At 73.2% G+C, this 22,499-nt stretch carries 16 protein-coding genes; 11 read left to right on the plus strand and 5 right to left on the minus strand.

The genetic code is table 11. The features are described 5' to 3' along the window. Nucleotides 1-416: 416 nt before the first annotated feature. The gene (locus tag ACLQ26_RS27640) at nt 417-674 is read right to left on the minus strand and encodes a hypothetical protein (protein WP_425747257.1); all 258 of its coding nucleotides are present in this window, start codon (nt 672-674) and stop codon (nt 417-419) included. Nucleotides 675-807: 133 nt separating this feature from the next. Here ACLQ26_RS27640 and ACLQ26_RS27645 point away from each other — a divergent pair, with 133 nt between their 5' ends. The 10 genes from ACLQ26_RS27645 to ACLQ26_RS27690 are packed head-to-tail and all read left to right on the plus strand — an operon-like array spanning nt 808 to nt 11,866. Then, complete coding sequence (locus ACLQ26_RS27645) at nt 808-1,590, plus strand: thioesterase domain-containing protein (RefSeq protein ID WP_425747258.1); 783 nt, start codon at nt 808-810, stop codon at nt 1,588-1,590. Nucleotides 1,591-1,608: 18 nt separating this feature from the next. Next, nucleotides 1,609-1,938, plus strand: a complete 330-nt coding sequence (locus tag ACLQ26_RS27650) for a phosphopantetheine-binding protein (RefSeq protein WP_425747259.1) — start codon at nt 1,609-1,611, stop codon at nt 1,936-1,938. 4 nt (nt 1,939-1,942) lie between these two features. After that, entirely contained in the window at nt 1,943-3,211 is a 1,269-nt protein-coding gene (locus ACLQ26_RS27655; RefSeq protein WP_425747260.1) for a glycosyltransferase, read from the plus strand. After that, entirely contained in the window at nt 3,208-4,410 is a 1,203-nt protein-coding gene (locus ACLQ26_RS27660) for a glycosyltransferase family 4 protein (RefSeq protein WP_425747261.1), read from the plus strand. Before ACLQ26_RS27655 ends, ACLQ26_RS27660 begins: the two co-directional genes overlap by 4 nt. Further along, nucleotides 4,407-5,294 (plus strand): thiamine pyrophosphate-dependent dehydrogenase E1 component subunit alpha, encoded by an 888-nt coding sequence (locus ACLQ26_RS27665; protein WP_425747262.1) that lies wholly within the window; start codon nt 4,407-4,409, stop codon nt 5,292-5,294. Before ACLQ26_RS27660 ends, ACLQ26_RS27665 begins: the two co-directional genes overlap by 4 nt. Beyond that, entirely contained in the window at nt 5,291-6,304 is a 1,014-nt protein-coding gene (locus ACLQ26_RS27670) for a transketolase C-terminal domain-containing protein (RefSeq protein WP_425747263.1), read from the plus strand. Before ACLQ26_RS27665 ends, ACLQ26_RS27670 begins: the two co-directional genes overlap by 4 nt. Next, a complete protein-coding gene (locus ACLQ26_RS27675; protein ID WP_425747264.1) occupies nt 6,297-7,385 on the plus strand; it encodes a 2-oxo acid dehydrogenase subunit E2 in 1,089 nt (362 codons plus the stop codon). The genes ACLQ26_RS27670 and ACLQ26_RS27675 overlap by 8 nt, the downstream gene beginning before the upstream one ends. Then, nucleotides 7,378-9,189, plus strand: coding sequence for an ABC transporter ATP-binding protein (locus ACLQ26_RS27680; RefSeq protein WP_425747265.1), 1,812 nt, complete (start codon nt 7,378-7,380; stop codon nt 9,187-9,189). Before ACLQ26_RS27675 ends, ACLQ26_RS27680 begins: the two co-directional genes overlap by 8 nt. Then, entirely contained in the window at nt 9,186-10,994 is a 1,809-nt protein-coding gene (locus ACLQ26_RS27685) for an ATP-binding cassette domain-containing protein (protein WP_425747266.1), read from the plus strand. Before ACLQ26_RS27680 ends, ACLQ26_RS27685 begins: the two co-directional genes overlap by 4 nt. Next, complete coding sequence (locus tag ACLQ26_RS27690; protein ID WP_425747267.1) at nt 10,991-11,866, plus strand: UTP--glucose-1-phosphate uridylyltransferase; 876 nt, start codon at nt 10,991-10,993, stop codon at nt 11,864-11,866. The genes ACLQ26_RS27685 and ACLQ26_RS27690 overlap by 4 nt, the downstream gene beginning before the upstream one ends. Nucleotides 11,867-11,875: 9 nt before the next feature. Here ACLQ26_RS27690 and ACLQ26_RS27695 read toward each other — a convergent pair whose 3' ends face one another. Together ACLQ26_RS27695 and ACLQ26_RS27700 are read right to left on the minus strand one after the other, a co-directional pair. After that, nucleotides 11,876-12,118: a phosphopantetheine-binding protein gene (locus tag ACLQ26_RS27695; protein ID WP_425747268.1), complete on the minus strand. Its 243-nt coding sequence runs from the start codon at nt 12,116-12,118 to the stop codon at nt 11,876-11,878. Then, nucleotides 12,111-15,170: a non-ribosomal peptide synthetase gene (locus ACLQ26_RS27700; RefSeq protein WP_425747269.1), complete on the minus strand. Its 3,060-nt coding sequence runs from the start codon at nt 15,168-15,170 to the stop codon at nt 12,111-12,113. The genes ACLQ26_RS27695 and ACLQ26_RS27700 overlap by 8 nt, the downstream gene beginning before the upstream one ends. On the opposite strand from ACLQ26_RS27700, the gene ACLQ26_RS27705 reads away from it, so the two are divergent. Then, complete coding sequence (locus ACLQ26_RS27705) at nt 15,133-15,999, plus strand: hypothetical protein (protein WP_425747270.1); 867 nt, start codon at nt 15,133-15,135, stop codon at nt 15,997-15,999. The genes ACLQ26_RS27700 and ACLQ26_RS27705 overlap by 38 nt on opposite strands. Here the strand turns inward: ACLQ26_RS27705 and ACLQ26_RS27710 are convergent. Together ACLQ26_RS27710 and ACLQ26_RS27715 are read right to left on the minus strand one after the other, a co-directional pair. Beyond that, complete coding sequence (locus ACLQ26_RS27710) at nt 15,971-16,774, minus strand: SDR family oxidoreductase (RefSeq protein WP_425747271.1); 804 nt, start codon at nt 16,772-16,774, stop codon at nt 15,971-15,973. The genes ACLQ26_RS27705 and ACLQ26_RS27710 overlap by 29 nt on opposite strands. Nucleotides 16,775-16,807: 33 nt before the next feature. Then, nucleotides 16,808-22,321, minus strand: a complete 5,514-nt coding sequence (locus tag ACLQ26_RS27715; RefSeq protein WP_425747272.1) for an SDR family NAD(P)-dependent oxidoreductase — start codon at nt 22,319-22,321, stop codon at nt 16,808-16,810. Nucleotides 22,322-22,499: the final 178 nt, after the last annotated feature.

The raw sequence follows: 22,499 nt of genomic DNA on the forward strand, positions 1-22,499 counted from the left end.
CGAAACAAGCGGCTGAGTATCTGCTGGTCAGGGCGATGCCGCGCGCAGAGTGCCACATCCTCGAAGGCGAGGATCGGCCGCGCAGGCCGCGTTGGGCTGGATTAGTTCCGACCGTGCTGGTCATACGCCGAGCATCCGAGCACCAGCGGGGGCGGCATTCCCAAGCTGGATGGCCGCCTTGATGGCCGCCCGATCATCCTGACCGGGTGTGACTAGACGGATTGATGGAGAACTGTCGGCATCCCCCTTTGCCCGAATCTACGCAGTGTGCACGATCCACTGTGATGTGTGAAGGCCTTCGTTGATACGTCGTTACGCAGTGCGCATCCCGACCCGACGGAGAACGTTGCTGCCCTGATGGTCCTGGCCGGGGTCCGGCCTTGACACCGACCTGATCACTGAGCCGTCGAGACGTCTCAGTGATCACGCTCTCCCTTACGCCACCGTTCGATTAATACCGGTAGTTCGCGCCAGAGATAGTCGTAAAAGTCGCGCCCGTGGCCATCTGGAACGTGAACCGGGCCACCAGCAGCACGTGGCGGGCGGCTGCCCACCCGCAGGTCGTTCCAGCGGAGCAGAGCGAGATCGACCTCGTAATCGCCCGGCGGCATGGTGGCACCGCAGAAATATATTGAAGCAGGCGAAGCCGCGAGCGCCTTGAAGCCGCCCTTCACATGTGCCTATAGTGAGCCGGTCACGGGGGAAACAGACAGCAGTTTGGGAGCGCTCCCGGCGTTGCCGCCGGCGGGCGTTCGCTTTGCTGCGCCAGCGATCCCCCGTGCTCCACTTCGGAACGGGGGACGAGGAGTGGCACATCGACCGATCGCCCCCGGCTGCCTGGTGACCCTGCAGCCTGGGGCGGAACGGCCGCCCGTCTACTGCTTCCATCCGCTCAGCGGGAGCGTCGCCGTCTATGGTGGACTCGCCCGGCACCTCGGCGCCGAGCAGCCGGTGCACGGCTTCCAGTCGACCGGCCTGGCGGCCGGCGGTGAGCCGGACATCTCGGTGGCCGTCATGGCGGAGCGCTACGCGGCCGCCATCGACGACGAGACCGCTGTGTTCCTCGGCTATTCGATGGGCGGGGTGCTGGCGCTCGAGACCGCCCGCGCGGTGGCCGGCATCGCCCCGCCGCTCGTCGTGGTGATCGACTGCGATCCGCTCTACAGCTCCACGACCGGCGAGGGCTGGTCGATTCTCGTGCACCAGACGCTCGGGCTGGACATGCCCGTGGCCGGACTGTCCGCGCTGGACCGCGTGGATGCCCTGGTCCGGGTGCGCGCCGCCGCCAGCGCCGCGGGCGTGCTGCCCGCCCGGTTCGGCCTCGAACGGCTGGACCGGATGCTCGCGGTCTGTGCCGCCAACGAGCGGGCTGCCGCCGAGCACACCCCCGCCTACTACGACGGAACGGTGCACGTCTTCCGCAGCAACGACCATCCGGTGGTGCCGGGCGCCGACATGTGGAACGGCTTCGCCCGGGAGGTCCACCTTCAGGTGATCGACGCGGATCACCACTCGATCATGACGGCGCGGGGATGGGCGGCCGTCGGCGCCGGTATCCGGCGGCTGCTGACCCAGGTGACCACCCGCTAGCACCCCCGAGGAGTTCCCGTGCCCCGAGCCGATGCCGAGCAGCTGGTGCCGACGATCGTCACGATATGGTCGGCGATCTTCAAGAATCAACCGATCACCGAGGACAGCGACTTCTTCGACCTCGGCGGCGAGTCGCTCGACCTGGTCCGTTTCCTCGCCGAGGTGCAGGCGGAGTTCGGCGTCGACCTGCCGGTCACCGAACTGTTCGCCACCACCTTCTCCCCCGCCACGGTCGCCGCCGCCATCGAACGCCTGCGCGCCGAGGAGGAACTGCTCGACGATCTCGTACGCCGCCTCGACGAGCTCCCGCCGGACGAGGCCCGCCGTCTCCTGGCCGAGGCGGAGTAACGCTGTGACACGGTTTCTCATGGTGACCCACGGCAGCGCCGGCGACGTTCTGCCGATCGTGCGCATCGGCCGGGAGCTGGCCGGCCGGGGCCACGAGGTGACATTGACAAGCCATGCGCCGTACGCCGCCAGGGCGCGCGCCGCCGGCCTGGAGTTCGTTCCGCTGGACACCACGGAGTCGTACGCCCGCCATCAGGTCGAGTCCCGCCGGCTCATCGACGCCCGCACCTCGGCGGACCTCCGCCTGTTCTACGAGCGGACCGGCCTGTTCGACCAGATGCGCGCCGAGTGCACGGCGATGATCGAACGGCACCGCCCCGGCGAGACCGTCCTGGTCGGCCGCCACACCAGCGGCGCCTCGACCCTGCTGGCCGGCGAGATGCTGGGCGCCCCGACCGCGTGGGTGGCGCTCGCCCCCATACAGATCATGGCGTCGCCGGCCGCGGTGGCGCACCTGCAGCGCGCCCTGGGCGACGGGGTGAACGAGGTGCGCGCCGGGTTCGGCCTGGCGCCGGTCACCGACTGGGCCGCCTGGTTCGCCTCGCCGCGGTCGGTGCTGGGGCTGTGGCCGCAGTGGTACGACGCGGCCGGCCCACCGTCCCCGCCGGAGACCAGCCTGACCGGTTTCGTGGGCGGCGACGAGGTGGGCGGCGACGAGCAGGAAGCCGGCGACGTCGACGTCCCGGCGGGCGAACTCCTCGTCACCGGCGGCACCGGGCAACTGCTGCATCCCCGGTTCTACGAGGCGGCCCTCGATGCGGTCGCTTCGACCGGCCGTACGGCCCTCGTGGTGGCGCCCGAACGTGACCTGCTCCCGGCCGTCCTGCCGCCGGGCGTCCGCTGGTTCGCCTCGCTGCCGTTCCCGCGTGTGGTGCCCCGCGTCGCGGCCGTCGTGCACCACGGTGGCATCGGCACCGCCGTGCGTGCCGTCCGCGACGGCGTCCCCCAGGTGATCCTGGCCCACGGCGCGGACCGCCCGGACAACGCGCAACGGCTGGCCTCCGCCGGACTCGCCCGCTGGCTGCCCGCCGCCCGCTGGTCCGCCGCCGCGATCGCCGGGGAGATCGGCGCGGCCGTCGCGGACGGCGGCTATGCGAGCCGCGCCGCCGCCTTCTCGATGCTCGACGACGCCGGGCCGGCGACCGCCGCCGACGCCCTCGTCTCGCTGACGGCGAGCCGCCCGGACACCGGGGCGCCGCTGCGCGAACGGCTGCGGCAGATGGATCCGGCGCAGCTCGCGGCGCTCACCCGGCAGCTGAGCGAGCGGCCATGAGGATCCTCCTCGTCCAGAACATGCCGGACGTGCCGGCCTACGGCGGCGCCAACCGGTCCAACCGCATCATGCTCGAGCAGCTCGCCGCCCGCGGGCACGACTGCGCCGTCGTGGCCACCGTGCCGGCCGCCGAGGTGCGGGAAGCGGTCGTCCGCGCGGGCGGCGACCTGGCCGGTGAGGCGCCCGGCGTCACCCGCTACGTCCTCCGCGGCGTGCGAGGTCACGCCGTACACGGCTCGGCCCGTCTGGTCCGGGAGATCCTCGCCGAAGCGGGCCGGCACCATCCGGACTGGATTCTCGTCCCGTCGGACGACCCGGGCACGCTGGCGCTCGGCGCGGCCCTCACTGCGGCGCCGCGCCGGGTGGTGTATCTCGTGCACACCCTGCAGCAGTTGCCGTTCGGGCCCGGCGCCTTCTATCCGAGCGAGGCCGCCACCGCGCTGGTCCGGCGGGCGGCCGGCATCGTCGCGGTCAGCCGTGCCGCGCGCGACCATGTGCGGCGTTGGGCGGGCCTGCCGTCCCACCTGATCCACCCGGCCGTGTACGGACGGCCGGACCGCTGCGGCGGCGACGCGGTCCTGATGGTGAATCCGTGTGGCTACAAGGGCATCGACATCCTGCTGGCGCTGGCCGACCGCTTTCCGCGGCTCCCGTTCGCCGTGGTGCCGACGTGGGGCACGACCACCGCCGACCGGGAGCGCCTCGCCCGCCGGCCGAACATCGAGGTGCTCGCGAAGACGAACGACATGGACGCCGTCTACGCGCGAGCGCGTGTGGTGCTGACGCCGTCGCTGTGGGACGAGACGTTCGGCTACACCGCTGTCGAGGCGGCGCTGCGCGGCATCCCGGTGCTCAGCAGCGATGTGGGCGGGTTACGCGAGGCGAAACTCGGGGTTCCCCACCTTTTGCCGGTACGCCCTATCGAGCGCTACGGACCCGGCGGTGAACCGGTCATCCCGCCGCAGGACGTCACACCGTGGTCCGAGGCGCTTGACGCCGTGACCGGCGACCCCGCGCACCACGCCGACCTGGCCGCCCGGTCCCGCGCCGCCGCATGGGAGTTCGTGACCGGCATCGACGAGCGCGCGTTGGAGCGTTACCTGCGAAGCCTGGCGCCCGCTCCCGATGCGACCACCGTGGCCGGCCTCTCCCCGCATGCCCGCGCCCGGCTCGCCGCCCGGCTGGACGCGCGGCGATGACGGCACTGTCCCGCCTCGACGGCGACGACCTCGACCTGATGCTGCTGATCCGGCACGCCGAGCGTCAGGTGCAGAGGTTCTTCGCGGACGGACTGGTGTCCGGCACCACGCACACCTGCATCGGGCAGGAGTACGTCCCGGTCGCGCTGTGCACCGCGTTGCGCCCGGACGACTTCGTGTTCAGCAATCACCGGGGCCACGGCCACTACCTCGCCTGCTCGGGCGATCTGCCCGGCCTGTTCGCCGAGATCCTGGGCCGCGACGGCGCACCGGCGCGCGGCGTCGGCGGCAGCCAGCACCTGCGCCGCGGCCGCTATCTCTCCACCGGTGTGCAGGGCCAGTCCATGCCGGTCGCGGTCGGCACCGCCGTCCACCAGTCCCGGTCCGAGCCGGGCGGGCTGAGCTGCGTCTACCTCGGCGACGGGACGTGGGGCGAGGGCGCGGTGTACGAGGCGCTCAACCTGGCCGCGCTCTGGCGGCTGCCGCTGCTGGTCGTGGTGGAGCACAACGGCATCGCCCAGACCACCCCGACCCGCCTGGCCATGGCCGGGGACATCGCCGGGCGGGCCGCCGCATTCGGCGTGACACACCGGCGGATCGTGAGCCTCGACGTCGCCGGCATCCGGGCGGTGACCGAACCGGTGGTCGCCGAGGTGCGCGCCGGGCGGCCCGCCGTCCTGGAGTTCGTGACGCACCGGGTCGGCCCGCACAGCAAGGGCGACGACACGCGGCCGGCGCCGGAGCGCGCGGAGGCGGCCGCCCACGACTGGTACGAGCTTTACCGGCAGGCGCATCCGGAGCACTTCGCGGCCCACGACGACCGGCAGCGGGCGCTGGTCGCGGAGGTGGCCGCCGAGGTGGCGGGGCGGGCGCTCGCGCGATGACCACCGACATGCGGGTCGCCGACGACCTGAACCGGGCGCTGCACGGGCTGTTCGCCGCCGACGAGCGGGCCTACCTGCTGGGCGAGGACGTGCTCGACCCCTACGGCGGGGCCTTCACCATCACCCGCGGGCTGTCCACCGCGTACCCGGAAAGGGTGCTCACCACGCCGATCAGCGAGGGTGCGATCGCCGGAGCGGCGGCCGGTCTCGCGCTCGCCGGCAACACGGCGGTGGCCGAGATGATGTTCGGCGATTTCGTCACGCTCGCCTTCGATCAGATCGTCAACTTCGCGGCCAAATCCGTTTCCATGTACGGCGAACGACTGCCGCTCCGGCTCATCGTCCGTTGTCCCACCGGGGGCAACCGCGGTTACGGGCCGACGCACAGCCAGAGCCTGCAGAAGCACTTCATCGGCGTACCGGACCTGGCCCTCTTCGAGATCTCGCCGCTGCACCCGAGCGCGACGGTGCTGCGCGTCATGCGCGACCTGGCGCAGCCCTGCATGCTCTTCGAGGACAAGGTGCTCTACACCCGGCCGGTGCGGCACGGCGGCCGGATCGACGACGTGTTCCGCGTCGAGACGACCGGCCCTGCCCCCGGTACCGCCGTGGTCTCCGCCGACACCGGTCCCCCGGACTGCGTCCTGATCGCGCCCGGCGGCCTCGTGGAGCGCGCTCTGGAGGCCATGCGCACGCTGCTGTTCACCGACGACGTGGCCTGCCGGCTCGTGGTGCCCGCCCAGCTGTATCCGCCCGCGATCGAGCCGCTGGTGGAGCAGGCCGCCGCGGCGCGCTCGGTCTGCGTGCTCGAGGACTCCACGGCGGGCGGCACCTGGGGCGCGCACCTGGCGCACGAGATCCACCGGGCCGCGTGGGGACGGCTGCGCCGGCCGGTGCGCCTCGTGCACGCCGCGGACCGGGTCGTCCCGGCCGCACCGCATCTCGAACGGGCGGTGCTCGTGCAAGCCGCCGACATCCGACGGGCCGTGCTGGAGGAGATCAATGCCTGACGTCCGGCTTCCCAAGCTCAACAACAACGACGTGCACTACGTGCTGGTGGAGTGGGCGGTGCCGGACGGTGGCCTCGTCCGCGCGGGCGACCCGGTGGCGGTGGTGGAGACCTCGAAGGCCACCGAGGAGATCGTCGCTGAGCACACCGGCGTCCTGCGCCACATGGCGCGTGAGGGCAGCGAATGCGCGGTCGGCGCCCCGATCGGTGTGGTGAGCGCGGACGGCGAGGCCCCCGCGCCCGAGCCGGAGGCCGCCCCTGCTCAGGGCCGGGAGGAGGTGCTGATCACCGAGCCTGCCGAGCGGCTCGCGGCCGAGTTGGGCATCCCCCGGGAACGGTTGCTGGCGCTGGGCCGCAAGGTGATCCGGCGGACCGACGTCACCGCCCTCGCCGCAGCCACCGACGACGTCGGGCACGTCGACCTGCCGCGGGGGCAGCCGGCCATCGCCCGGGCCGTGGCCGCCTCGCACGCGGACGTGCCGGCCGCGTTCGTCGCCGTCCGGGTGGTGGTGGACGACGCGGTCCGCCGGGCGCGCGACGCGGGGCGGGCCGCCCGGCAGCTCATCGGGCTGCCCGAGCTGACCGTGCGGGCGCTCGGCCGGCTGCGTACACCGTTCCCGGTCTTCTTCGGCACACGGCTCGCGGACGGCACGGTGACCGCCCGGCCGGGAGCCCACGTCGGGGTGACCGTCGACGTGGGCAACGGGCTGGTGGTGCCGGTGGTGCGCGACGCCGACCGGCTGGACCTGACCGGGATCGCGCAGCGGCTGCTCGCCGTCCGGCTCGCCGCGATGCGCGACGGCGTGCAGGAGCGGGATCTCGCGGGGGCGAACATCATGCTGGCCCTCGCGAACGAGCCCGGCGTCGTGCTGTCCCGGCCGATCGTCTTCCCCGGGCAGGTGTGCGCGGTGGCGCTGCCCGGCACGCTGTCCGAGGCGGTCCCCGGCTCCGAGCCGGGCAGCGTCGCCTTCCGCACGGTCGTCGACATCGGACTGGCATACGACCACCGGGTGGTCAACGGCCGGGACGCCGTGCTCTTCCTCCAGGCGCTGAAGGCGCAGCTGGAGTCCGACGATGCTTGACCGGCGGCTGCTCGCCCTGCGGCAGCTCCGGGCCGCCGGATGGCCGCTCGCCACGCTGCTGGTGGCCGTCCTGGTGGTGCGGGCGCTGTTGCCGGCGCTGACCGCGCTGCTCACCGGGCGCCTGGTGGCCGAGATCATCGCCGGTTCGGGCGACGCCGACCTGAGCCTGGCGGTCGCCGTCCTCACCCCGCTCGGTGTGCTGCTGCTCGCCGGGCAGCTCACCGAGCTGATGCTGGAACCGGTGCGGTTCCAGGTGGTCGCGCGCGTCGACGGCGCCCACCGCCGCGCGGTCGAGGCCATGGTCTGCGCGCCGGCCGGGATCGCGCACCTCGAGGACCTGCCGAGCCGCGAGCTGCTGGCGCAGGCGGCCGGCGACCCGGACAACAGCGGGGAACGCACGCCCGGACTGGCCACGGTGGCGCAGCTGTCGTTGATGTCGCGCTATCTGGCGACCGCCCTGGCCGCCCTGGTCATCGCGCGCGACGTGTGGTGGCTGGCGCCGGTGCTGCTGATCCCGGTGCTCGCCCTGCGCAGTGTCCAGCATCGGCAGGTGCTCGGGCCGGTGCACGCCTGGACGGACGCCGCGCCCGACCGCCGGCGCGCCGGCTACTGGGCTGCTCTGCTGACCGGGCCGGAAGCCGGCAAGGAGCTGCGGATCTTCGGTCTCGGCGACTGGTTCGCGGCCCGGCACTCCGAGGCCACCGACGCGCATCTGGAGCCGTACCGGAAAGCCCGTCTGGAAAGCATCCGCAAGCAGGTGCTCCAATTCCTGGTCATCACCGTCGTCATGGGTGTCACGCTGGGTGTCCTCGGTCGTCTGGCGATGACCGGCCAGCTGCCGGTCGACCGGCTCGCCGGGGACCTCGCCGCGGCGTGGAGCCTGCTCGGCACGGCGTTCGCGGTGCCGGAGATCCTCGACGTCGAACACGGGACCCGCCCGCTGCTGGCCCTGCAGCGGCTGCGCGAGCGGCTCGGGTCGTCCCCGGCCCCGTCCGCGACCACCACGGTGCCCGCCCTGCGACGCCCGCCGGCGGTCCGGTTCGCGGGCGTCCGTTTCGGCTATCCGGGCGCGCGGCGCGACGTGCTGACCGGCCTCGACCTCGAGGTGCGCCCCGGCGAGATGCTCGCCCTGGTTGGCCTCAACGGCGCCGGCAAGAGCACCGTCACCAAACTGCTCGCCGGGCTCTACCGGCCGGACGGCGGGCGGATCAGCGCCGAGGGGACCGACATCGGCGACCTCGATCCGGTGGCGTGGCGGGCGGCGATGTCGATCGTCTTCCAGAACTTCACCCGCTACCACCTGTCCGTGCGCCGGAACGTGACGATCGGCGCGCCCGACCACGACAGCGCGGCCGACCTGGCCGCCGTCGCCGCCGAGACGGGCCTGGACGACCTGGTCGCCGGGCTGCCGGATGGCTGGGACACGCCGCTGTCCACGGCCCGGGCCGGCGGCGTCGAGCTGTCCGGCGGCCAGTGGCAGCGGGTCGTGCTGGCCCGGGCGTTGTACGCGGTGCGGGCCGGCGCCCGGATCCTGGTGCTCGACGAGCCGACCGCTCATCTCGATGTCCGCACCGAGTTCGAGATCTTCCGCTCGCTGCGCCGGATCACCGGCGACGTGACCGTCCTGCTCATCTCGCACCGGCTCGCCACCGTCCGCGAGGCCGACCGGATCGCGCTCATCGCGGACGGCCGGATCCGGGAGTCCGGCACGCACGACGAGCTGGTCGCCGCGGACGGGGAGTACGCCGACCTGTTCCGCATCCAGGCGCAGCGGTTCGCCACGACAGGGCAGGTCAATCCGTGAGCGTCCTCGACGTCGTCCGCCGCTCCTGGCGCCTCGACCGGCGGATGACCCTCGTCGTGCTGTCGTTGATGGCGAGCCAGAACCTGGCGTTCGTGCTGACCGGTCTGGGCCTGCGGGAGATCGTCGACCAGTCGGCGGCCGGGCGCGTCACCGGGCTCGCGCTGGCCGCTCTGGCCGGGGCGGTGGGTTTCGGCCTGACCGCCGTCGGCGACCAGATACAGCTGCAACTGCGCACGGATCTGGCCGACCGGATCGGGTATCGCCAGATCGACCCGGAGGTGCAGCGGCTGACCGCGCGTCTCGGGGGCCTGGACCATCTGGAGCGGTCATCCTATCTGGACCGTGTCAACCTGGTGCGGGGCAAGGGCCGGCTGCTCGCGGAGGGCAGCTGGGCGATGGTGGAGACGGCGTCCTGGACGGTACGGATCCTGCTGACGCTGGCGCTGCTCGGCACCGTGCATCCCGCCCTGCTGTTCCTGGTCCTGTTCGCCGTGCCGGCCGGGGTGATGAACCGCTCGGCGTACCGCGACGTCGGCGCCGCGGCGTTGCGCAGCGCCGACGAGGCCCGCCTGGAACGGCACCTGCACGGGTTGCTGACCAGCGCGGCCGGCGGCCGTGAGATCCGGGTGGACGGCTCCGCGGCGCTGCTGCGCGAACAGGCGTCGGCGGCGTGGCGGTCGGTGGCCCGCACCCGCGGGCGGGCGCAGCTGCGGTCGGTGCTGCTGGCATCGGCCGGCTCGATCGTCTTCACTCTCGGCTTCCTCGCCGCCCTGGTCTACGTCGTCTCGCTGGTCTCCGCGGGCGACCGCACGGTGGGCGACCTGGTCATGGTCCTCGCGCTGGCCGGCCAGCTGCGCACCCAGTTCGACCGCGCGCTCTACGTGATGACGAGGGTGCTGGCCGGCCTCGCGGTGGCCGGGCCGTACCGGTGGCTGCGGGATTACGCGGCGGCCGCCGGCGAGGACGGGACGGTGGATCCGCCGTCCGTGCTGCGCTCCGGGATCACGCTGCGCGAGGTGTCGTTCCGCTATCCGGGCGCCGCCGGGAGCATCGGGCCCCTGTCGGCACACCTTCCGGCCGGCGCCATGGTGGCGATCGTCGGCGAGCACGGGTGCGGGAAGACCACCCTCGTCAAGCTTCTGGCGAAGTTCTACCGCCCGGACGCGGGCGACATCCTGGTGGACGACGTCCAGCTGACCGCCCTGCGCACCACCGCGTGGCGGGCGCGGATGACCGCGGCCTTCCAGGATTTCCAGCGCTACGAGGTGCCGGCCGACGTCGCGGTGGGCCTCGGTGACGTGTCGGCGATGCACGACCGGGCGGCGATCGAGAACGCCGTCCGGGCGGCCGACGCCGACGCCGTGGTGGCGTCCCTGCCCCGCGGGCTGGACACCCCGCTGGGCGGGCTCTTCGGCGGCGTGGACCTCTCCGAAGGGCAGTGGCAGCGCCTGGCGCTGGCGCGGGCCTGCATGCCGGCCGCGCCCCTGCTCGTGGTGCTGGACGAGCCGACCGCCTCGCTGGACGCCCGCAGCGAGCACGCGATCTTCACCCGGCACGCGGCGCTGGCCCGCCGGCTCGGCGCTGACCACGGCACCGTCACGGTGGTCGTGTCGCACCGCTTCTCCACCGTGCAGATGGCCGACCTGATCCTCGTAATGGCCGGCGGCCGCATCGCGGAATGCGGCGGGCACGACGATCTCATCGCGGCCGGCGGCATTTATGCCGAGCTTTATCAAATACAGGCGAAAGCCTACTCGAATGTCTCGCGGAAAACGCCCACCGACCCTTTCGGAGATGATTCATGAAACGCGTCACGAAAGCCGTTCTTCCGTCCGGCGGACTGGCCACCCGGCTGCTCCCGGTCACCAAGTCGGTGCCGAAGGAGCTGTTGCCGGTCATCGACACCCCCGTCCTGCACCATCTGCTGGCCGAGGTGCGCGCGGCGGGTCTCACCGACGCCCTCGTCATCACCGGCCGGGGCAAGGACGCCATCGCCAACCACTTCGACGAGGACCCCGAGCTGGACCGCTACCTGGGCGACCGGGCGGCCGGCCTGCTCGGCGACACCCGGGAGCTGTACGAGTCGGTGACCGTGCACGCCGTGCGCCAGGGCGGCGCCAAGGGCATGGGCCACGCGGTGCTGCGCGCCGAGCAGCACATCGGGGCGATGCCGTTCGCGGTGGTGACCGGCGACGACCTGATCGACGCCGGGAGCGGTCTGCTGGCCCGCATGGTCGACATCCAGCACGAGCTCGGCGGCGTGGTGCTCGCCGTAGTCGAGGTCGCGGACGAGCTGGTCGAGGTCAGCGACCTGGTCGCCGCGGAGCCGGCCGGGCAGGACGGCCTGCTGCGGGTGACCGACATCGTGAAGCGCCCGGAGCTGTCCGCGGCGCCCAGCAGGCTCGCCGTCGTCGGCCGGTACGTGCTGCCGCCCGAGGTGTTCGACGTGCTCCGCGGCACGCCGTCGGACGGCGGCGGTGAGGTGCAGCTGCCCGACGCCATGGTGCAGCTGTCCCGGTTGGGCGTGCCCGTGCACGCCGTGCCGTTCACCGGCGCCCGCTACGACGTCGGCACCCGGCTGGGCCTCCTGCAGACCAGCGTCCTGTTCGGGCTGCAGCGCCCGGACCTGGGACCGGAGCTGCGCCGATGGCTGCGCGAGGTGGTGCGCGCGGACTGAGCGCCGCGATCAGGCGGTAGCCGAGCTGAGCTCGGCCACCGTCGCGGCGAGGTCGCCGACGGTGCGGTGCGCGAACACCGCCCGCAGCGGCAGGTCGACGCCGAGCACCTGCCGGAGCCGGGCCGCGATCCGGGCCGCCGCCAACGAGTCCAGCCCGAGGTCGAGAAGGCTCTCGCCGGCCTCCACCTCGTCATAGCCGAGCACGTCCGCGACGATGTCCGCGACCACGGCCGGCACGCCGGCGTCAGGCATGGCTCTGCTCCGCGGCCCGCCCGGTCAGCAGCTCGGCCAGCTCGGCCGGGGTCGGCGCGTCGTAGATCTCCCGCAGGCTCACTTTCGTGCCGGTCAGCTGCTGCGCCTGGGCGGCCAGCCGGGCGGCGTGCAGCGAGTGCCCGCCGTGGTGGAAGAAGTTCGTCGCCGCGTCCGCCGGCACGTCCAGCAGGCCGCGCCAGAGCGCCACGAGCTGATCCACCAGGCTGCCGCTCGCCACCGGTGCCGCGGCGGCGGGCCGGGGCACGGCGTCGCGGGTCGCGAGAGCGCGGTAATCCACCTTGCCGGTCGGCGTCTGCGGCAGCGCATCCAGGATCTCCAGGCCGCTGGGGACCGCGGCCCGGGGCAGATGCCGCGCGGCGTGGTCCCACAGCTCCCCGCGCTCGAGGTCACCGCCGGTGGTCACGAAGGCGACCAGGTCGTCGCCGCTGACCAGGGCCGCCGCCGCAGTCACCGCGGGGTGGCCGCGCAGCACGGCCTCCACCTCGCCCAGTTCGAGCCGGTTGCCGCGCAGCTTCACCTGCCGGTCGTTGCGTCCCACCAGGTGCAGCCGCCCGTCCGGTCGCCGGCTGCCGAGGTCTCCGCTGCGGTAGAGCGGGCCGGCGACCGGATGCTCGACGAACCGTTCCGCGGTCAGGTCCGGCCGGTTCACATACCCGGCGGCGAGCCCGATGCCGCCGATGCACACCTCACCGACGAGGCCGGGCGGCAGCAGCCGGTCGTCGTCGCCCAGGATGTGCACCGTCATGTTCGGCAGCGGGCGGCCGACCGTGATGTCGCCGGCGTCGACGATCTCGGCGGCGGTGCACCAGACGGTCGTCTCGGTCGGCCCGTAGACGTTGAACAGCCGCGCGCCCGCGTCGAGCAGCCGGGTGGCCAGGGCGGCCGGCATCGGCTCGCCGCCGCACAGCGCGCGGACCCCGGCCAGGCTGCCGGGCGTCAGCGCCGCCGCCATGACCTGCCATCCGGTCGGCGTCGCCTCGATGACGGTCGGCCGGTGCTCGGCCAGCAGGGCGGCCAGCACGGCCGCGTCCGTCTGCCCGTGCGGGGGCACGACGACGGCGTGCGCCCCGGTCGCGAGCGCCAGGAACAGCTCCAGCGACGAGATGTCGAAGGCCACGGTCGCCAGCCACAGCACGCGGTCCGACGGGCCGGCGCCGAGCAGCTCGCCGAACGCCGCCACGTTGTTGTGCAGGCCGGCGTGACTGATCCGCACCCCCTTGGGCCGGCCGGTGGATCCGGACGTGAACATGACGTACGCGGGCAGGCCGGGCGGCAGGTCATCGACCGGCGCGAGGTCGCCGGCCGACGTGCCGGTGACCTCGCCGACCGGCACCACCTTGCGCCCGGCGAGGCACTCCCCCGGCAGTTCGCCGTCGTCGACCAGCACCGCGGCGTCCACGTCGGCGAGCTGGTCGAGCAGCCGGGCGGCGGGGTGGGCGGGATCGAGCGGGAGGTAGTGCCCGCCGGCCGCCCAGACGCCGAGCATCGCCGCGGCCGTACGGGCGCTGCGGACGGCGCACACCCCGACCGGGTCGCCCGGCCGCACCCCGGCGGCCACGAGCGCGTCGCGGGTACGGGCCGCCGCGGCGGCGAGCTCGCCGTAGGTCACCCGCCGGTCTCCCTCGACGAGGGCGAGCCGGTCCGGGTCGGTGCGCACCCGCTCGGCCACCATGGCCGGCACGGTCTCCGGTCCCGGCCACTCTCGGCGGTTGTCGCCGCTCAGCGCCGCGTGGTCGGCGGGCGACCACGCCTCGATCGCGCCGATCGGCCGTCCGGCATCGTCGGCGGCGGCGAGCAGCACCTGCTCGTACCGCTGCAGGAACGCCTCGATCTGGGCCCGGTCGTGGATCTCACTGCTGTACAGGGCGTGCAGGCCGAGGCCGGACGGCGAGTGCTCGACGTAGAGCTCGATGTCCACCCGGGACAGGCTGCGGGCCACCGCGCTGCGCGGCAGCATGCGGGCGGCCGCTCCGGCGAACCACAGCCGGCGGGTCAGCGTGGGCATGTAGTTGAACATGTGCCGGAACAGCGGGGTGCGCCACGCCCCGTCCACGGTGGCCGGCCGGTCCGGCCGGATCGTCTCGGCGGGCACGGAGGCGTGCCTGAGCCCGGCGGCGAGCGAGTCCCGCACGGCGGCCACCACCGCCCCGAAGGTCATGCCGGCGTCCGGCCGCAGACGCAACGGCAGCGTGTTGACCTGGTAGTCCAAGGCTCGCATGCGGTCGCGGGACCGCACGTTGACCGGGACGCCGACGACCAGGTCACGGCCGCCACCATGGTGGAACAACGTCACGAAGTACGCCGCGAGCATGACCATGTTCTCACTGGCCCGGGTGACCGTCCGCAGGCGTTCGAGGGCCCGCGCCACCTCCGGCGGGCAGTCCCGGCCGACCCGGTCGCCCGCGAAGGTGGGCTGCGCCGGGGTGGGCCGGCCGTTGCGCAACTGCATGGTCTCCGCGTCCACGTCCGCGAGCTGGGCACGCCAGTAGGCGACGCCCTCGGCGTCCGGCTCGGTAGCGCCGGCGGGCTCGGGGACGGGCGGCAGGGCCGGTGGGCGGCCGTCGGCGTTGAGGCTCTCGTAGGTCAGCGCCACCTCCTCGAGGATCATCTCGGCGGAGTTCGCGTCGAACACGATGTGGTGCGAGACGAAGGCGATCACGCACCGGCCGTCGGGCAGCAGCCACAGGCCGACCCGCAGCAGCAGGTCGATCGCGAGGTCGAAGGGCCGCCAGACGAACTCCGACAGCTGATCGTCGAGGTCGGCGGGCGACGCCACCATCACCTCGACACCCACCTCGACCTCCTCGGCCGGGCGGATGACCCGCACGGGGACGCCGTCGACCACCGGGAAGGCCGATCGCAGGGCGGGCTGGCGGCGGACCACATGGGTGGCGGCCAGCCCGAGCAACGTGGAGTCCACCGGCGCGGCGCACTCGATGACCGACTCCAGATTGGGCACGCCCAGGTCGGGTGTCATCTGCTGCATCAGCCACATGGCCCGTACCCGGGAATCGATTATCTGGTTTTGCATTTCTTCATCCCCGCCCCCCATTTCCGGCGCCAATCCCTTAGGCTCCGGACACATGAATGCTGCGAATCCCGTCGCCGTCACCATCGATTACCCGGGCCTGGAAAGCCGTGGCCGGGTGGAGGACATGGCGGGCGACGTGGATTTCCCGCTGGTCTCGCTTCTCGACGGCAGGCGTCCCGAGGCGCTCGACGCGACGGCCTACGCGGCCGCGCTGATCGCCCCGCTGGACGCCGATCCCCGCCCGGTGGGCCTGGTCGTCGCCTACTGCACGGCCGCCCCGATCGGCCACGAGGCCGCCCGGTTGCTCGGCGAGCGTCGCGGCGCCCGGCCCGCCCTGGTCACGCTGGACGGATCGGGCTGTCCGTCCACCATGGTCGATGCCGTCTACGACTCGCTGCTGTCGCGCTACACCGGCGCGAGCGCCGGCCCGGACGCCGAGGTGAGCGCCGCCGAGCTGCGGGCCGCGCCGCAGGCCGTCCTGGGCCGCATGCGCGATGAGCTGACCAGTGCGGCCGCCCGGGTGCTGCTCGCCGACCTCGGCGACCCGTCGCTGGCGAACGAATTCGCCGGGCAACTGGTGGAGGAGGCGGTTGACTGGCTGCGTCATCTGATCGCGGCGCACAACGCCGATTTCACGCCCTGGCCCGGGCCGGTCTTCATGATCGGTTCGACCGAGCCGGGCTTCGTGGGCGACTGGCCCGGCGCGGCGGTCACGACCACCGAGACGGTGCCCTGCCCGCGATCCGAGCTGTTGCGGCATCCCTCGACGGCGGCGCTGCTCGCCACGGCGATGCGCAGCTTCACAGGGACACCTCCGGCGAGGTGTTGAGATAGGTCCCGCCGTCGACGATGACGTTGGTCCCGGTGATCCAGCCGGCCGCCGGCGAGCAGAGGAACACGGCGGCGGCCGAGATGTCGAACGGCTGCCCCAGCCGCCGCATCGGGATGGTCTGCACGAAGGGCGCCCACGGATCGTCGGTCGCCAGCATGTTGGTCGCCACGCCCTCGGTGGGGATCGGGCCGGGCGCCAGGCCGACCACCCGGATGCCGTACCGGCCCCACTCGTAGGCCCAGCTGGCCGTCATCGAGACGATGGCGGCCTTCGCCGCCCCGGCGTGCGAGAAACCCGGGAAACCGCGCTCCGGGTACGGCAGCGTGACGTTGAGGATGGTGCCGCGCTGCTCCTTCAACATGTCCGGGACGAACGCCCGGGTCACGTTGAAGGTGCCCTGCAGGTCGGTGTCGAGCACGGTGTTGAGCGCCCGCGGGCCCATCCGTTCCGCCCGGCTGAAGAAGTTCGCCGCCGCGTTGTTGACCACGATGCCGGCCGGCCCGTGCCGGTTGGTGACGAAGTCGCGCAGGCGCGCGACCTCGTCCTCGTTGCGCACGTCGGTGGGCAGGCTGCTGCACAGCTGCCCGGTCTCCTCCGCGATCCGCAGTTCCGCCGCCTCCAGCCGTTCCGCCGACCGGGAGGTGATCACCACCTCGGCGCCGCAGGCGGCGAAGTCCCGGGCGATGGCGTAGCCCAGCCCGGAGCCGCCGCCGGTGACGACGGCGACCTCACCGGCGAGGGCCTTGGGGCTGAAGATCTGGTGGATGTCCATGACAGGTTCCTCTGTTCGGGCGGACGGGCCGCATCACCGGGCGACGGCGGCCGCGATCTCCTTGGCGAGCCGCTCGATGGTGTTGGCGTCGAAGAGCGCGCCCGCGCTCAGCTCGACGCTGAACTTCTCGCGCACCCGGGCGCTCAGCTGCACGGCGACCAGTGAGTTACCGCCGAGCTCGAAGAAGTCCTCGTCCACGGCGATCTCGTCGATGCCGAGCGCCTCGCTCCAGAGGTCGCGCAGGACCGCGACGATCTCGGGGGCGCCGGCCGCTGCGGCTTGCGGAACCGGGGCCGGGACCGGGACCGGGACCAGAGCGGGGATGGGTGCCGGCTCGGGCGCCACGACGGGGACCGGGACGGGCGCCTCGCCGGCCCACGGCACCCCCGGCACGCGCAGCCGGTCACCCGGCGCGTTCACCAGGATCACCGGCGGGTACGCCCCGTCGAGGATTTCCAGCAACGCGTTCCCGCCGTCGCGCGGGCTGAGCAACGGCAACCCACCCGGCGCGGTCGTGGCCGTCGAACGTTTCGCGGTCGCCGCCACCGTCCGGTTGATGCTGCCGGCCAGCTTCTCGACGGTCTGCACCGGCGGGGCGCTGACCGCCGGCGCCTCCCCGAGCCGCTTCACGAAGTCCTCGGTGTCGATCTCCCGCACCGTGTACGACCCGACGCGCACCACCATCGCCCCGGACTTCGCGTCGTAGATCTCGAGGTCGATGAGGCGTACGCCGCGATTGGCCTCGCTCATCCGGCCGTGCACCACGATCTGGGCCGGGATCGGCGCGAAGACGGTCAGCCGCCGGTAGAGGAACGGCAGGTACTGCTTGTCCGCGTCGACCTCGCCGTCGGCCGGCGGCACCGACATGCTCGCCCGGTCGAGCAGGGCGGCGTGCAGCGGGTGGTCCGCGAGATCGTCGTGGAACCGCGAGTCGAGAGTCAGCTCGGCCACGCTCTCGCCGCTGCCGAGCCACAGGCCGGTGACGCTGTCCCAGCGCGGGCCGAACTCGATCCAGGTCTCGAACGGCGGCACCGGCGTGGGCTCGAAGCGCGACTTGAGCTCGGCCAGGTCTACGCTCGGCGGCGCCTCGTCCACCGCGGTGACCACGCCGTTCACGTGGTGGTTCCAGGGCCGCTCGGTGCCGGCCGGACGCGACTGCAGCCGGAACCGGTACATGCCCGCCATGGGTGTGAAGACCACGCTCAGCTCGATCGGCTCGTTGCCGTTGACCGGCGCCACGAAGACCGCCTCGCGCAGCTCGATCGCCGCCTCGGCGCCGAACAGCTGCAGCTGCCGGGCGGCGGTCACCACCGCCTCCAGCGAGCCGGTGCCGGGCAGCACGGCGTTGCCGTCGAAGCGATGCTCCGCAAGCTCCCAGTCGCGGTCCTTGTCAAGGGTGCGGCGGTGTTCGAGTGCGGTGTCGGGCGCGGGCTTCTCCTCGGCAGCGGCCGGGCGGCCGGAGAGCAGGGCCGCCATCTCGTCGCCGGACCGCTTCATCATGCCGACCTCGGACCAGCCCGGCCACGCCACCGAGACGGTCCATCCGCCGGTGCGCGACCGGTTCTGCGCGAAGGCGTTCAGGAAGGCGTTCGCGGCCGCGTAGTCGGCGCTGCCGAGCATGCCGGACAGCGACGCCTGGCTGGAGAACAGCATCAGGAAGTCCAGCGGGCCGCGGCCGGCGAACACGTCGTCGAGATTGAGGGCGCCGTGCACCTTCGGGCCGAACACGGCCTCGACGCTCTCCCGGGGCCGCCGTTCGATCAGGCCGCCACCCGGCACGCCGGCCGAGTGCAGCACGCCGTTGACCGGTCCGAAGCGTCGCTGCGTCTCGTCGACGGCGGCGGCCAGCGAGTCGCGGTCGGCGACGTCGCAGCGCAACACCAGCACCTCGGCGCCGGCGTCCTCGAGGTCGGCCAGGGCGGCGGCGACCTCGGCGCCGCGTGCCGTGTCGACCGCCGGCGAGCCGGAACGGCCGAGCAGCACGAGCCGCGGCTCGAGCCCGGTGTCGGCGAGGGTGCGCGCGGCGACCAGGCCGAGCCCGCCGAGGCCGCCGGTGATCAGGTAGACCCCGTTGCGGCGCAGGCGCGGGCGGCCGGGCACCGCGTTGCGCTCGGCGTCGCGCAGCACCGGCGCCCAGACGGCGTCGCCGCGCAGGGCGGCGACCGGCCGGGACAGGTCGGCGAGCGCCGCGGTGAGCGCGTCACCGGGAGTGCCCGGCGCGACGTCGACGACCACGGCGCGGATGCCGCGGTACTCCTGCTCGATCGTGCGGACCAGCCCGTGCGCCATGGCGCTGACCGGGTTGACCGCCTCCGCGCCGGTGACGTCGACGGAGTGCCGCAGCAGCACCGCGAGGGTCACCGGCTCGGTGCGGTCACGGCCGTTGCGCCCGATCGCGCGGGCGCCGGCGACCAGGTCGAAGTAGACGCGGTCCAGCTGGTCCCGGACGTCCGCGGGGCTGACTCCGAGACCGGCGGCGAGCGGTACGGCGTACGCCACGACGGCCGGGCGGTCCGCCAGGTCGGCGCGCTGGAGCAGGTCGTCCCACGACTCGTCGGACGCCGGGTCGAGCGCGTCGCGGCCGGCGCCGGTGACCGCGCGGACCGTGCGGTAGCCGGCCCGCTGGAACGCGCCGCGCACCTCGGTCGCGATGCTCCGGTCGCCGGGCTGCACGAGCACCGCGACGGTGTCCTCGACCCGTCCGGTGGCGACCGCCGGGCGGCCGTCGCGGACCCGGACCCAGTCGTACGCGCCCAGACTCCAGTCGGGCGTCGGCTGATGCGCTGGCTGGGGCGCCGCCGGCTCGGGTGTGCTGATCGCCGCCGGGGGCGCCTCGGTCACCGGTTCTCCTTCGATGGTCACGGGTTCGGGGGTGACGGCGAGCTGGTTGTCGCGCATCGGCTGATGCGTGCCGGGCCGTTCGATCCAGAACCGCCGCCGCTGGTACGGGTATTCGGGCGCGGGCACCCGGTAGGCGCCGCTGTGCGCGTCGCGCCGCACCAGGTCCACCGGCACGCCCTCGGTCCACAGCCGGCCAATCGTCGCGTCGAGCGGCGCCTCGCCGCGGGCGCCGGCGTCGGCGGCCGCCAGCGTCGGCAGCACCACCGAGGCGGTGTTGCGGACGTCCGGGTTGGCGCGCATCAGGGCGCTGAGCGTGTTGCCGGGGCCGACCTCCACGGTCAGCGCCGGCGCGATGCCGGTCAGCGCGGCCACCGCCGGTGCGAAGTGCACCGGGTCGGTGACCTGGCGCGCCCAGAACCGGGGACTGCGGGCCTCGTCGTCGGTCATCGGCGCGCCGGTGGCGCAGGAGACGACCGGGATCTGCGGCGCGGACAGCGGCACGTCCGCCAGCATCCGCTCGAACTCGGCGGCGGCCGGCTCCATCATCGGCGAGTGGAAGGCGTGCGACGTGTGCAGCAGGGTGTTCGCGTGGCCCTCCGCGGTGAGCCGCTCGGCGATGGCGGTGAGCGCGTCCTCCGGGCCCGAGATGATGGTCTGCCGCCGGCCGTTGACCGCGCCTACCGCGACGTCGCCGCCGAGATGCTCGGTCACCGCGTCGGCGGGCAACGCCACGGCCAGCATCTTGCCGCGCGCCATCTCCTGCATCAGCCGGGAGCGATAGGCGATCGCCCGCAGCCCGTCGGCGAGGCTGAACACGCCGGCGATCGTGCCGGCGGCCACCTCGCCCACGCTGTGGCCGATGAGCCGGGCCGGGCGGATCCCCCAGCCCATGAGGGTGCGGGCGAGGGCCACCTCGACGAGGTAGATCAGCGGCTGAGCCACGGACGTCTCGGACAGCACCGCCGGGTCGTCCGCGGTGAGCCAGAGGTCGCGAAGGTCGCGGTCCAGCATCGGGTGGAGCAGCTCGAAGGCCTCGTCGCAATGGGCCTGGAAGTCGGGCTCGGTCTCGTAGAGCCGGTGCGCCATCCCGGGATGCTGCGCACCCTGGCCGGGGAACGCGAACACCAGGTCACGCTTGACCCCGTCGGGCCGGATGATGCGACCGGCGCGCAGGCTCGCGGCGGCCTCGGCTCCGTCGGCGGCCACCACGGCGGCCCGGAACCGACGCTCACGGCGGCCGACCCGCAGGGTGAACGCGGTGTCGGCGAACGCGGTCCGGTCCAGCTCGGCGAGATGACCGGCAAGCGTTTCCGCGTACGCCTCCACGGCGGCCTTGTCCGCCCCCGACCAGACGATGAGCTCGGCGTCCCGCGGCGTCCAGTCCACCCGCTCGGGCTCGGGCGCCTCCTCGAGCACCGCGTGCCCGTTCGTGCCGCCGATGCCGAACGAGCTGACCCCGGCCCGTCGCGGCTCCCCCGCGGTGCGCGGCCACGGCCGTAGCTCGGTGTTGACGTAGAACGGGGTCTCCGCCAGTTGCAGCCGCGGATTGAGCGTCGTCATGTGGATGCTCGGCGGCACCTGCTCGTTGGCGAGCGCCAGCACGGTCTTGATGAAGCCCGACGCGCCGGCCGCCTGGCCCATGTGCCCGATGTTGCCCTTGACCGAGCCGAGGCCGCAGTACTGGGCGGGGAGCGCCTCCTCGCCGGCCGCCCGGCGGAACGCCTCGACCAGGCCGGACACCTCGATCGGGTCGCCGACCCTGGTGCCGGTGCCGTGTGCCTCCACATAGGAGATCTGCGACGGGTGCACGCCGGACTGGCGCAGCGCGTCGGCGATGGCCTCGGCCTGGCCCGGGATGCTCGGCGCGGTGAAGCCGGCCTTGCGGTCGCCGTCGTTGTTGATGGCCGAGCCGCGGACGACGGCCAGGATCGTGTCCCGGTCGCGGACCGCGTCGCTGAGCCGCTTCAGCAGGACCACGCCGGCGCCGCTGCCGAAATTGGTGCCGTCCGCCTCCGCGTCGAACGGCCTCGGCATGCCGTCCTTCGCGAGGATGCTGCCGTCGAGGTAGATGTAGCCGTAGTCGACCGGGAACTCGATGCTGGAGACGCCGGCCAGGGCCATGTCGCAGTCGCCGGCGCGCAGCGACTGGGCCGCGGTGTGCACGGCGGTCAGCGAGGTCGAGCAGGCGGTCTGGATGGTCATCGCCGGCCCGGTGAGGCCGAGCCGGTGCGCGACGAAGGTGGCCACGTAGTCGGGGGCGTTGGAGATCTCGAGGGCGATGAAGCCGACGGTCTGATTGATCTCCGGAACCTGCTCGAGGTGGTCGATGCGGTAGCGCTGGACGTTGGTGCCGGCGAACACGCCGACCCGCCCGGCGAACCGGGCGGGGTCGTAGCCGGCCTGCTCCAGCGCGCTGTGCGAGATCTCCAGGAAGACCCGCTGCTGGGGGTCGCGGATCTCGGCCTCGCGCGGGGTCATGCCGAAGCACCGGGCGTCGAACATGTCGTAGGCCGGCATGCAGGGCCGGCGTAACACGTAGTCGGGATGGCTCAGATAGGACGGGCTCTCCCCGCGCTCCCGCAGGTCGTCGACGTCCAGGTGGGCGATGCAGTCGCGGCCCTCGACGAGGTTGTGCCAGAACTGCGAGAGGTCCATGGCCTCCGGGAAACGGCCGGCCATGCCGATCACTGCGATGGACTCCACCATGGTCAACTCCTGCCTTCGGTCAACTCTCAGCGCGGGGCACCCTGATCTACTGCGGACACTCGCTATGACCAAAAGGCACGACGAAGAAAGAACACCGCGAATCCCCCGCTGGAAACCCCCGCCGACCGGCGGGAAGCGGCCCTGTTGAGACCACTGTGGATGAGAAAATTTCTACCAC

This window comes from Micromonospora sp. DT43, from assembly GCF_049841645.1.
In the GTDB taxonomy this organism is placed as follows: domain Bacteria; phylum Actinomycetota; class Actinomycetes; order Mycobacteriales; family Micromonosporaceae; genus Micromonospora.